Genomic DNA, 12,634 nt, shown 5'->3' on the forward strand with positions numbered 1-12,634 from the left:
GGGCCTTGCTGAAATGAGTTTTTGCAGCAAAATCATTAATGAATACTTGAAAAAACGACCGGAACGATACATCGAGGAGAATTCTGTTGGATTCCATTTCCCGGAAGTCTCAATCAGACGTCAAACGGAGTAACTTGAAACTGGTTCTCAATACGATCATTAAGCATGAACCACTTTCCCGCATGGACGTGGTTCGCCGGACCTCGATTTCCAAACCCACTGTTTCCAACCTGATTGAGGAACTACTACGGCGTAAGCTGGTTGTCGAAATCGGAAGAGGACGTTCCAGCGGGGGCAGGAGACCAATTCTCCTCAAGTTGCATAACACCAGAAAATATTTTTTGGCCATTGATCTGGGGCGTGAGGATTTCACTTTGGCCCTGGCGGATTTAAAAGGTAGCATCATCGCCAAACACAATGAAACCTTTGATCGCACTAAAAACCTTCGGAACCGGCTTTCCGAAATCCGATCGAAGATCGAACACCTTCTCACCCAGTCGAATTTGAAGCATCAGGATCTCTTGCGCGTCATCTGCATTGCGGCCGGCGTCTACGTGGAAAAAGAAAGGGAGTTAAAATGGTTTCCCGATAACGCTCAGTATGAGAACCTGGACATCAAGAACTATTTCGAGCAGGAACTGCAAACGCCGGTTGCCATCAACCATTCCACCAAGCTGTCCCTGCTCGGAGAAAAGGTTTCCGGGAAGGCGAAAAAGTACCAGAATGTGATCTATATCGATCTCGCCTATGGCCTGGGGTGTTCGTTGCTGATCAACGGTTCGATTTATTTCGGACCGAATAACGCAGCGGGGGAAATCGCTTATTGCTATACCAGCCTCGAAGAATTTCAGGTAGAGCAAATCGCCCCTTATGCTTTCGGAGCCCTGGAAAAGACAATCTCCGGATATGCTTTACAAAATAAGGGCCTATCGGCGATCCGGGCCGGGCGGGGAAAGAGGCTGCTCGATTTGGCTGGCGGTGATCCTCAAAGGGTGACCGGACGCATCGTCTTTCAGGCCTCTATCCAGGGCGATCCGACTGCCCGTAATATCCTGACCACCTCCTTTCGGTCATTCAATCTGGCCCTGGCCAACATTATCAACCTCATCAATCCGGAGATCGTGATTTTCGGCGGCGGCTTGTCCCTGGCGGAGGATTATCTCCTGGACTTAATAGTCCCGGAAATTGCAGGAAAGGTGCTCTTTATGCCCCGCCTGGAAATTTCCGAATTGAAAAAGGACGCCGGAATCATCGGGGGTATTCACTGGTTGATCGAACAAACCGATTACCTGGAGATCGGCTGAGGCCATCACTCAAGCCTGAATCATGTAAAGGAGGATACAAAGAATGGAAAATGCCCTGGAAAAACTCCTGCACAGCCCAACGTCCGAGAAGGAAAAAAGGGGGACCCTGTATACCCCGCTGGAAATCGCCCGCCAGACGGACCTCTGGCCGGATACCGCACGACGGGTGGCGGCTGTCCTTCCTGAACTCAAAACCCTGATCGGTAGTTTATCCCAAAAACCGCACCCGTTAATCCTGCTGAGCGGCGCTGGAACCTCGGAATTCATCGGGTACTGCCTGGACGGCCTTTATCGCCGACAACTCCGGATTCCGACAGGCGTTTTCCCGTCACCGCTGATCGTGACCAATCCGGAAGACGTGTTCGTTCCGGAAAGTACACCACTTTTAATTTCGTTCGCCCGTTCCGGAAACAGTCCGGAAAGTGTGGGTGCTTATGCCCTGGCCAACCAGTTCTGTCCAAAGATCAAACACCTGGTGATCACCTGTAACCGGCAGGGAAGCTTGGCCCTCCAATGCGGGGAAAACATCGAAGCCCTCTGTCTGACGCTGGATGACCGGACCAATGACCATGGACTGGCCATGACTGCCTCCTTTTCCAACATGGTGATCGCCGGGCAAGGCGTGTCCCGTACCTTTGACTTCGAGGAATTTCCACTCCTGGTTGGCAGACTCGTTTCCGCCGGTAAAAACCTGCTTTTGTCTTGTCCGGATATTTTAGAGGAGATCTGCCGGATGGAATTCGATCGGGCTGTCTTTCTGGGTAACGGCGCCAATCGGGGCACCGCCGTCGAATCTCATCTCAAGTTACAGGAGTTAACCGCGGGACGGGTCATGTGTGCCTGGGATACGTACCTGGGGCTACGCCACGGTCCGGAAGCGGTCATCGACAAACAAACCATCGTTGTGGCCTATCTCTCTTCCGATCCCCTCACCGCACGCTATGAACAAGAACTTATGGCCGAACTCCGGGTAAAGCGTTTGGGGAAAACCCTCATTGCAGTAGGGGCAAGTCCGGGTAAAGAGATTCAGGAGCTGGCCGATGTGGTTTGCACTTTCGATCCGGACAACTCCCTGGGCATTCCCGATGCCTTCAGCCCTCCTGTTCAGGTCATCGTCGGGCAACTGCTGGGTCTCTTCAAGTCTCTTGCCCTGGGCCTGAAACCCGATGCACCATCTGAGCAGGGAACCATCAACCGGGTGGTCAAAGGAGTGAAGATTTACGACAGCAGAGCCTTTCGGGAACAAGGTCTCTGGCAGGTTACCGCGGAAAGCTGACCCCTCAGCCGATAATTCCGAATTTCCTCTATCAACCGATCGGCAGTCAATGATTCGGGAACCCTGTTTGTGGCCTAAAAGGCATTCCCTGCCAGGGAAGTATAGTGTATGGGTGAGGGCCAATCAGTCACTCATTATATTTCCCCCCTTGAAAAGGGATCTTCCACTCACTCGTTCCATCCGCACCACTCCAGGGCCACCGCCATAAAAACCTTGGTGAGGTTGACCACGTCATCGGCCAGGACGAATTCATCGCAGGCGTGAGCATTCCCGCCGCGGGGACCGAGAATGTAGACCGGTGTATTGAAATATTTATGGAAAATAAAACCGTCGCAGGCAAAATGGGCACCGGAAACCCGATTCTCAATTCCGGTAAACCGGCGGGCGCTCTTAGCCAGCATAGAGACGAGGGGATGATTTACGTCAGACTGATAAGGATAGAGATAGCGGGAAAGGGGAGTGACCAGCGGTTTCTGCTCGGCGAAAAACCCATCATTTTGTACCTGCCGGTTGAGAAAGTCGGTCAGTTCCCGATCGAGCAATTCGGCTTCGGAATAAAGCGAGGTAATATAGATCGAAAACCAAGCCTCAGCTGGAACGGCGACATTCGCTCCGGGATTCGGGTCCCCGGCCTGGACTTTATCCAAAATCACGTCCCGGGGGTTTTCGTCTCCGGTGTATAACGAAAGCATTGAAGGCAGGGTGTTAATCCAGCGCTCATAGGCTTCCACCCCCTTGATCAGGGTCGCCAGACCGTAGACCGGGTTAACAAGCGTTTCTTCTCCAAAGCCCATTCCACCCGCACCTCGCAGGGCGACCCGGTAATAACGGCCTCCTTTCGCCGCCGGGCAGACCGTTAACATGCTGGGCTCAGGGATGATGGCCGCATCAGCATTGTAACCCCGCACCCGGCAAGCCAGGGTCCCGTTGGACCCCGCATTCTCTTCATCGACGACACTCTCGAAGATCAAATCACCCCGCAAGCGAAGTTTCTGATCACTGATTATCTTCAACGCAAATAGGGTTGATATCAACCCCCCCTTCATATCAAACGCCCCTCTGCCGTATATCCTGCCGTCGGTCAATTTTCCAGAATAGGGGTGATCGCCCTCAGGCCAGAGATCTTGGCTGGTTGAGACAACATCGACATGACTGGAAAAGACCAGTGATTTCCCTCCACCGGCGCCCCGTCTCCGCACCACCAGGTTCGGCCGGTTCTGGTAGTCCCGTCCCGGGAAATATCCTTCGTGTCGATCCAGGTCCGGAACCTCATCCGGAGTAAACAGGTCAATGTCCGCCTTTCTTCCATCAAGCCGCTTGAGAAGATATTCCTGGCATCCTTTCTCGTTACCCGAAGGCACGATATTTTCCGAAGGAATACAAACGAGATCCCGGGTTGTCTGGATGATCTCATCCCGGTACTCTTCGACCAGCTTGTCGATCTCGACATGTGTCCATTTCATGGGCCATCTCCTTATAAAGACAGTAATCCAATACCTCAAGAACCAGGGGAAAAGGCCTGCCCTTTACCGATTATAACGAAAAAAGAATTAAATACAGCCTTATCTCAATTTAACTTGCGCTCTCCGTACGGTATGAAGCGGAGCAAAGAACCTGTCAGAAATAAACGGGACAAAAATGGGTTATGGGCTATATAAGCGAAAAAATCCAGCGGTTTTATCAATAAGCACCGATCCGGCATGGGAGATAATAGAATGTCCGACCATAAACCTGGAAGAAAGCCTGACGGCTATAGAAAACTATTGAAACCAATCTTTCTGGCTATCGCTGTTTCGGCTGTACTTTTTCTCGCAGGAAGCGGTTATTTTCCCTGTCCTTTGTTTATTGGAGAAGATCAAGAAGCCCTGGCCTCGCCAAGAACCTGCCCTGCTTTAATTCCTGCGAAAAATCTCGAGGAGGCTGCCAGTATGGTTAATAATGAAATAGATACCAATAACCCGATAAATCCATCCGCGCATCCGGAAGGGATGGAAACAGCAACCTTTGCCCTGGGTTGTTTTTGGAGCCCGGATGCCTTGTTTGGGAGCTTGCCCGGAGTGATTCGAACCCGGGTCGGCTATGCCGGAGGAACCACGCAAAATCCAACTTACCGGAATATCGGAGATCACAGCGAAACCATCCAGATAGACTATGACTCGAACCTTATCAGTTATGAACAGTTGCTTACCGTATTCTGGGAAAGCCATAACCCAGTAGCCAAGCCGTATTCACGCCAATACAGCTCCATCATTTTCACCCATAACCAGGAACAAGAACAAATAGCCAGGGATACCAGCCAAGAAATTTCAAAAAAGCTCGGCCAGTCGGTACTGACCGAGATTGTTTCCTTCCGTAATTTTACCCGGGCCGAAGACTATCATCAAAAGTACATGCTGAGGCAGAGACCAGCCTTTTCTACAGTGCTATCCGCGCTTTTCCCGGAAACGGATAAATACGTCGACTCTACGCTTGCGGCCCGCTTGAACGCCTTTGTGGCCAGGCATATTAACCTGAAAGAGCTCGCGGAAAACCTCGCCATCATGGAGCTGGCTGACGAAACCCGGCGGTCTCTCCTGGAAATTGCTTCCCGACTCGAAAGAAGGTAGCTCGTCTCAAGAATCATTGTTTCAGGTGCACATGGATCGTACAATACCATCGTCCAATATCGCTTGTTTTCGATTTCAGCGAGTAATGAAGCACTCTTTCCACTAAAGCAAAGATTGCAGCAGTATGAAGAAACACTCGCCGAGTAACTGAATCGGCCATTGAGCGGTTATGGACTTTCTCCTGATCATCGATGGCCGCTCGATCTTTGAATTGCTTTCTATTAAAAAAGCGTATAAATATCCTGGCCAGAGTTAAGGCAGGAATGATTGCAGGATATTTTTGTTTTTCTTGAATAAGTAGTATTATTTATCCCTGGTCATTGGACTCATCACTTAATCCTGCGGGGGCTGGAAAATGGTTGGACCAAGAGATGTCGGAACAGAAAAAACCAAACGGAGCGATAAAAAGCGGGCTTTGCTTCTTCGGCTGATGCCCATGCTTGTTTCTCTGGCTCTGATCATGATCATCCTGTTTATGTTTACCGGAAGGCAACAGACGTGGACCAGCGAAGGGGACGGGTTGGTTGACCTTATTTCCCGCCCCTATATACCCATTAGCCCGGAAGAAGCCAAGAAGATGCTCGCCAGCGAAGAAAACGTCGTGTTGCTCGATGTGCGGACCCGCCAGGAACACGATGACCAGCATATTCCAGGAAGTACTCTTATTCCTCTCGACCAACTCGGTAACCTAATTACAGATGAGATACCCGACCGGGACACAGCAATCATACTCTACTGCCGGAGTGGAAGGCGGAGCAAGGAAGCGGCGGCTATTTTAGCCCGCTTGGGATATACCCGGATCTACGATTTAGGTGGAATAATCGACTGGCCGTTTGAAGTGGCAAAATCATACTGACCGGTTTTCCTCAGATTTTTAACCGGTAGCTGATGTCATGGATAGATTTAATCAAAATCCGGGTGTTTATTCAGCCGTGGGGAGAGAGGTTTTGAGTGTATTTATCTTATTACAAGACTCACCGGTCTTTCACGAAAAATTGCCAAACGAAAATACAAAGGGACTGCGGCTGATCGTTTCCACTAATCCGCCACCACAACCACATACTTATTCGGTTACTCTCCCCGGATTCCCGGCTACTCTTTCACGGTTCTCATCGTCAACCCCCGTACTAGCCAGACCTCCCCGCAGGAGAGCCTTGTCTGGCCGAGGAGACAGAGGACGCCGTTTTGCCAACACAACGGGCTCATCATCCGTGAATCCTTTAAGTCGGGGCGACCCGCTCTTCCGATACCATCTATCCGGCTTCGTACGGTTTTCCGATATCAGCGGGTGGTCGTGAACGGCCCATCACGCCGGCCAAGACCGCGATCGTGACCAGATAGGGGATCATCTGCATGAACTGCACGGGCACGCCTAACCCTTGTAGCCTGATCTGAAGCGCATCGGCAAACCCGAATACAAGTCCGGCCGCCAAGGTGCGGTACGGGCGCCAGTTGCCGAAGATCATCACCGCCAGCGCGATGAACCCCCGCCCACCGGTCATCCCCCACGAGAACATAGCGAGATGGCCCAATGCAAGATGGACACCGGCTAAACCAGACAAGATCCCGCTGATAACCACACAGATGTAGCGCGTCTGCTGGACCGGTACCCCCGCGGTCGCCGCCGCCCGGGCGAACTCGCCAACCGCGCGTACCCGCAACCCCCATTTCGTCTTGAACAGGACGATCTGGGCAACGACAACGATCGCTACCATCAAGAACACGGTCGGTGCGTGCGGCCCCAAGATTTCGCTAATCACCGGGATCTCCCGGATGAGCGGGATCTCCCAACGGGGTAACCCAGCGACCTCATCAGAGGCTCCCCGCGAACCCCAGGTAATGGCGGACAGGTACGGGGTGAGCCCTAAAGCGAGGACATTGATCCCCAGCGCGCTCACGATCTGATTGGCGCTGTATTTGATTGCCAGGAGGGCATGGATTGCACCCGCTACCCCGCCGGCGGCCACCCCACCCACCATTCCCCACCAAGGAGAACCGGTCCAATAACTGGCCAATACGCCGAAGAAGGCACCGAAGAGCATCATGCCTTCCATGCCGATATTGGTTACTCCAGATCGCTCGGTGAACACCCCACCGATTGCGGTCAAGATCAGCGGGGTCGCCATCCGTATCGTCGCGGCGAGCAGAGCAAGGTTAAGAATATCCCAGATTGCGCCCATCTCGTCTATTTCCTTTTCCGAATGAACTTCAGCAATTTCGGAGCAGCGATGAACAGAATGACCATCGCCTGCAGGACAACCGCAATATCGAGCGGCACATCGGTCGTTCGATCAATCGCTATCCCTCCGACACGCAGCGCTCCGAACAGGAGCGCAGAGAGGACGATGCCGATCGGGTGCAGTCTGCCCAGCAGGCCGACCGCGATCCCGTCCCAACCATAGCCAGGGGAAAATCCGTCGATGAACCGATGGAAGACACCAAGGACCTCCCCCGCCCCGCCGAGCCCGGCGAGGCCTCCGCTCAGGAGGAGAGACAGAATGATCGAATATGTGATAGGCACTCCGCCAGCCTCCGCCGCGGTCGGATTCAATCCGGCTGCCCTTATTCCATAACCGAGCGATGTTTTCCACAGGAACAGGTAGACGGCAAAGGCACAGAACAGGGCTATGAATAACGCGGTCGAAAGCTGTGTCGGCGGCATGATCCTCGCCAATTGTACCGTGGAAGCGATCCTCTCGGTGTGGGGTATCAATCCGGGCGCCTTGAACGGGCCGAACACGAAATAACGGGTCAACAAGATCCCCACATGAGCGAGCATCATCGTCGTTACCACCTCGTGTACCCCGCGCTTCGCCCTGAGGACACCGGGGATCAGCGCCCAGAGAACACCGGCCAGAGCGGCCGCGGCAAAGGCGAGGGGAATATGGACGAAGGGTGGCATCGCCGGCAAGGCAAACCCGACCCACGCGGCGGCAAACGCACCAACCTGGAGCTGCCCTTCGGCACCGATGTTGAACAGACCACACTGGAAGGCGATTGAGAACGCGAGCCCGGTGAAGACCAGGGGGGTAGCGCGGGTGAGGGTCGTCCCGATCGCGTTTCTGGTTCCGAACGCACCGTGGAAGAGGCGATAGAAGGTGTCCCCGATCGGATGGCCGGTTACCCACAATACGATCGCTCCAACCATGAAAGCGGCGCATACAGCCACAATCTCCGGCAGGATCGAGCGCAGCGGCGCGATCACTTTCGCAAGCAAGTTCGATCTCCAGCTCTCGACCGCTACGGGACGCTCGACCGGCTGCGCTTGGCTGTTGTCGCTCATCCTCTCCCTCCCGCCATCAGCATACCCAGCTCCTGTCGGCTCGGGCTGTCGCTCGTCTCACTGAGCTTACCCTTGTGGATTACCAGGACGCGGTCGCTGATCGCCATCACTTCCTCCAGGTCGGCGGAGACAAGGAGAACAGCAGCCCCCTGATCGGAGAGATCGATCAGTTTCTGATGGACATAGCACATCGCCTGCACGTCCAATCCGCGGGTCGGCTGAGCGGCAACGACGAGCGATGGCTCCTTCCCATGCCCATAGATGCGCGCTACAACGAGCCGCTGCTGGTTCCCACCGGAGAGGGAACTGACCAGCGTATCCCGGCTCGGCGTCTGAACCTGAAACTCCTCGATCTGCCGGTCAGCGAACGTCCTGATCAAGCGCTCCCGCAATAGGGAGAATCTCCCCTTGAACGGGGGGCGGTCATGGTCATCCAGGATCAGGTTCTCCTTCACTGAAAAACCCTGGACTATCCCCCGTTTGTGTCTATCCTCAGGGATGTGCCTGATTTCGTGATCAAGCGCGGTACGGGGGGACATCCCGGTAAGGTCGGCACCACGCAAAAAAATCTTGCCCCCGGTCGGCTTACGCAGCCCGGTGAGAACCTCCACCAGCTCCGTCTGCCCGTTTCCCTCCACTCCGGCGATCCCAAGGATCTCGCCTGCCCGCAGTTCGAAGCTCACTCCATCAAACGCGCATTGCCCGCATTCGCCATCTGCGGTCAGGCACTGCACCCGTAAGACCGGTTCCCCAATCTTTGCCTGCCCGGTGCGGGTCGCCGGGATCACCGCCGACCCGACCATCATCTCCGCCAGCTCGGATTCGCTGGTCGAAGCGGCGGTGACCGTGCCAACAAGCTTCCCTCGGCGCAGAACGGTCATTCGATCGCAGATTGCCATGATCTCTTTCAGCTTGTGGGCAATAAAGATGATCGTCTTCCCCTGGTTACGCAGCGTGCGCATCGTGGTGAACAGGTCCTCAGTCTCCTGCGGGGTGAGAACAGCGGTCGGTTCATCGAGGATCAGGATCTCCACCCGGCGGTAGAGAGTCTTCAGGATCTCCACCCGTTGCCGCGCTCCGACCGCCAGACGTTCGACCATCTCTGTCGGGTCAACCTGCAACTTTGCCTCTGCGGCGAATTGCGCCACCCGTCTTTCGATCTCTTTGCGCTTCAAGAAAAACCCGTCTGGTTCGAACCCAAGAACAACGTTTTCCGCGACGGTCATATTGGAGATGAGCATGAAGTGCTGATGCACCATGCCGATCTTGAGGGCAATCGCCTCAGTCGGGCTGGCGATGGATACCAGCCGACCGTGGATCAGCACCTCTCCGGATGTGGGCCGGCATAGCCCGTACAAGATACTCATCAGCACGCTCTTGCCGGCACCGTTCTCCCCGAGCAGTCCGTGGATTTCCCCTTGGGCAACGGAAAAATTCACCCGATCATTAGCCAATATTCCAGGGAAGCGCCTGGTGATCTGTACCATCTCAACTGCCGGCGCTGGTTTATCTTTATCTATTACCATCGGGTATTGAATTCTCCACTAAGGCATATTGGCTTATTGTTTAATAGAAGCACTTAGTAGAAGCACTTAAAGACGGGGCGGTCCATCAACCGCCCCGTTATATTTTGCGGTAAACATGGTTAGATATCATCCTCATCAGGGACGATAATCAGGCCATCGATGATCTTCTGCCGCGCACCGATCACCTGCGCCCGCACTGTTTCCGGTAAGTATACCGTGCTTACTCGCTCAACATCCGGCACCAAGAAACATATTCCGGCCACCTGCTCAATGAGACCAAATTCATGTATCCCCTGTTCGAATCTGCCTTCCAGCGCAGCGCGCGTCTTCCAGTAGGCCGCAGTTTCGAGCCCTTTGATCGAGCTGGCGACAATGTGCGCAGGCGCTATATGGGCCTGATCGACATCGACTCCGATAGCGAGTTTATCGAGCGCTACCGCAGCTTCAAAGACTCCCAAATTCGTCTTGCCGGCTGGAGCGAAAATAATATCGACTCCGGCTGCGTACTGGGCCAAGGCATGTTCTTTGCCAGCTGCCGGGTCGCCGAACGATCCTACGTAGGTTACATCAACGACAGCAGCGGGGTTGACCCAAGACACCCCGGCTTGAAAACCGGATTGGAAGCGGCGGATGATCGGCACATCCATCCCGCCGACAAATCCAACTCGGCCGGTTTCGGTCATCATCCCGGCAACTACCCCGGTAAGGAAGGAACCCTCATTCTCGCGGAAAATCAATGAGGCAACGTTTGGCTCGTCAACCACTGCATCCAGGATGATGAACTTCTGCTCGGGAAATTCCGGCGCTACTATGGCAAGCGCGTCCCTTTGCAGGAACCCGACAGCAAAGATGACTTTGTAATCGCCGGTTAGAGCATATTCACGCAGTAACATCTCAAAGTCTGCGATCGCCAGCGGCTCGACATAGTCAAGGGGCACACCCAGCGCTTCCACAGCCTTACGGAATCCGGCAAAAGTAAAGTCGTTGAACGACTTATCGCCAAGGCCACCGATTGATAATACGATTGCAGCCCGATCTCTCGCCGCATAGGCGGTGAATCCGGTCATCGTTACCAGCAGCAAGCTGACTATTAACAGCGTAATGACTAAACTTTTCCTCTTCATTCTCAACAGCCTCCTGTTAAAATTGGAAAGATTGCTCTCTTCCACTGTAAGACATCTTCCACCACCATACACGATAGTGATATTGTTTTTAAAGTAACGCTCCCCCCTCGCTTTTGCCGCTCGTTCTGCTCGTACGCCTTTGCTTGAGAGCGGGACAGCCCCTCGCCACCCGGTCGTGGTTCACTTCAACATGGTTAGATATCATCCTCCTCAGGGACGATAATCAGAACATCAATAATCATCCGCCAGGCACCGATCACCATCGCCCCTGCACCGCCTCCCACAAGGGGACTGTGCTTGTGCGCACGTGGTCGACCATCAGGAAGCATATTCCGGCCACACCCCCGGCTTAAACTCCCCGTGGAGTGCGTCTAATACCGTGTGGCAGGCGGCGTTGTCGATTATGATCATGCTATGAGATACGCAGGGTGAGAGGAGCCTGATCGACTTCGACACCAATGACGATCCTACCAAACTCTACCGCGGCATTGAAAACACCGCGGTTTGTCTTGCCGACCAGCGCGAAGATGGTATTCATTCCGCGAACGTAATGAGCGAGCGCATACTCCTTATCGCCAGCGGGATCACGGAACGACTCTACATAGCTCACTTCGACCGTGACATCAAGGTTGGGTCTATATCGCTCCGGCCAGGCACCCGGCCTGGAACCGACAGATGATCGATCCATCTGTCCCCCCGACAAAACCAACCCACCCGGTCCCGGTCATCATCCCGGCGACAATATCGACGAGGAAAGATCCCTGTTTCTTACAGAAGATGAGCGAGGTGATATTCGGCTCAAGACCACTGCGTCCGTGACGACGAACCTCTGATTGGGGAACTCCCGCCTCACAACGGCAAGAGCTTCCCTCTACAGGAACTCTATGGTGAGAAACACCATCTACTATCCGGTGACGGCCATATCTCGTAAAAGTCCTTCAAAAACCACCCGGCCCTCCCCTCGGCGGAGGCAACGAACCCGACCAGCAACAAAAGGACACCGATCACGAGCGTGCTATCTGCTCTGTTTCAGGCATGCAAAGTACCCTCTTACTTTTACAAACCGAACCCGTTGTGAAAAATCTCCCACCTTCTTCGCTTCTCTCTCTTGTCGTCTAAACCACCTCCTGGGCAACGCTCCCCGGACAGGGGGGGGTAGTTGCCGCAGTCATTACCGAACGAGATGGGAAACTACGGATGCACACCGCGCCCGATGAGAACACAACACCGGTGAATAGCCGCCCGCACTCCCCCCGGGACACTCTCGGTTTGCAGATGCTTTCTGGTTTTGAGCGGCAGGATTTTGATTGCGGGGGAGGTCCGATTGATCGCTATTGGTGGGCCGCTCAATCGATCATTCCAATCAATCTGGTGGAACGGTTGAGGAGGTGCTGACCTGTGGCCCCTTAACTCTCAGATTCTACGTTAATTTTTAGCAAGACTTTTTTCAAGCAATCGCGTGAGAGCCAATATTTACGCGTTCAAAGGGGGTTATTTTAAAATCCAACTTTATGG

At 53.9% G+C, this 12,634-nt stretch carries 12 protein-coding genes; 5 read left to right on the forward strand and 7 right to left on the reverse strand.

The genetic code is table 11. The features are described from left to right. Nucleotides 1–86 precede the first annotated feature (86 nt). Nucleotides 87–1,304, forward strand: coding sequence for an ROK family transcriptional regulator (locus tag VLH40_01805; GenBank protein ID HSV30744.1), 1,218 nt, complete (start codon nucleotides 87–89; stop codon nucleotides 1,302–1,304). A gap of 43 nt (nucleotides 1,305–1,347) precedes the next feature. Then, nucleotides 1,348–2,580, forward strand: a complete 1,233-nt coding sequence (locus VLH40_01810) for a hypothetical protein (GenBank protein HSV30745.1) — start codon at nucleotides 1,348–1,350, stop codon at nucleotides 2,578–2,580. A 167-nt stretch (nucleotides 2,581–2,747) separates the two neighbouring features. Here the strand turns inward: VLH40_01810 and VLH40_01815 are convergent, their stop codons facing one another. After that, entirely contained in the window at nucleotides 2,748–4,043 is a 1,296-nt protein-coding gene (locus tag VLH40_01815) for a M20/M25/M40 family metallo-hydrolase (GenBank protein ID HSV30746.1), read from the reverse strand. 252 nt (nucleotides 4,044–4,295) lie between these two features. Here VLH40_01815 and msrA point away from each other — a divergent pair, with 252 nt between their 5' ends. Both msrA and VLH40_01825 read left to right on the forward strand, forming a co-directional pair. Next, nucleotides 4,296–5,186, forward strand: a complete 891-nt coding sequence (gene msrA / locus VLH40_01820; protein ID HSV30747.1) for a peptide-methionine (S)-S-oxide reductase MsrA — start codon at nucleotides 4,296–4,298, stop codon at nucleotides 5,184–5,186. Between the two features lie 355 nt (nucleotides 5,187–5,541). Next, entirely contained in the window at nucleotides 5,542–6,042 is a 501-nt protein-coding gene (locus VLH40_01825; GenBank protein ID HSV30748.1) for a rhodanese-like domain-containing protein, read from the forward strand. A gap of 397 nt (nucleotides 6,043–6,439) precedes the next feature. Here VLH40_01825 and VLH40_01830 read toward each other — a convergent pair whose 3' ends face one another. The 6 genes from VLH40_01830 to VLH40_01855 all read right to left on the reverse strand — a co-directional run bounded on the left by VLH40_01830 (nucleotide 6,440) and on the right by VLH40_01855 (nucleotide 11,807). Beyond that, complete coding sequence (locus tag VLH40_01830; GenBank protein ID HSV30749.1) at nucleotides 6,440–7,366, reverse strand: ABC transporter permease; 927 nt, start codon at nucleotides 7,364–7,366, stop codon at nucleotides 6,440–6,442. 5 nt (nucleotides 7,367–7,371) lie between these two features. Continuing rightward, on the reverse strand, nucleotides 7,372–8,403 hold the full coding sequence (locus VLH40_01835; GenBank protein ID HSV30750.1) for an ABC transporter permease: 1,032 nt from the start codon (nucleotides 8,401–8,403) through the stop codon (nucleotides 7,372–7,374). Between the two features lie 62 nt (nucleotides 8,404–8,465). Continuing rightward, on the reverse strand, nucleotides 8,466–9,995 hold the full coding sequence (locus VLH40_01840) for an ABC transporter ATP-binding protein (GenBank protein ID HSV30751.1): 1,530 nt from the start codon (nucleotides 9,993–9,995) through the stop codon (nucleotides 8,466–8,468). Between the two features lie 119 nt (nucleotides 9,996–10,114). Further along, nucleotides 10,115–11,119, reverse strand: a complete 1,005-nt coding sequence (locus VLH40_01845; GenBank protein HSV30752.1) for a BMP family ABC transporter substrate-binding protein — start codon at nucleotides 11,117–11,119, stop codon at nucleotides 10,115–10,117. Between the two features lie 194 nt (nucleotides 11,120–11,313). Then, nucleotides 11,314–11,448, reverse strand: a complete 135-nt coding sequence (locus VLH40_01850; protein HSV30753.1) for a hypothetical protein — start codon at nucleotides 11,446–11,448, stop codon at nucleotides 11,314–11,316. Nucleotides 11,449–11,531: 83 nt separating this feature from the next. Further along, nucleotides 11,532–11,807 (reverse strand): BMP family ABC transporter substrate-binding protein, encoded by a 276-nt coding sequence (locus VLH40_01855; GenBank protein HSV30754.1) that lies wholly within the window; start codon nucleotides 11,805–11,807, stop codon nucleotides 11,532–11,534. Between the two features lie 509 nt (nucleotides 11,808–12,316). On the opposite strand from VLH40_01855, the gene VLH40_01860 reads away from it, so the two are divergent. Beyond that, nucleotides 12,317–12,514 carry a hypothetical protein gene (locus VLH40_01860; GenBank protein HSV30755.1) on the forward strand — a complete coding sequence of 66 codons (198 nt, stop codon included), beginning with the start codon at nucleotides 12,317–12,319 and terminating at the stop codon, nucleotides 12,512–12,514. The last annotated feature ends 120 nt before the right edge of the window (nucleotides 12,515–12,634 follow it).

It is taken from the genome of Atribacteraceae bacterium, assembly GCA_035477455.1.
Classification (GTDB): Bacteria; Atribacterota; Atribacteria; order Atribacterales; family Atribacteraceae; genus DATIKP01.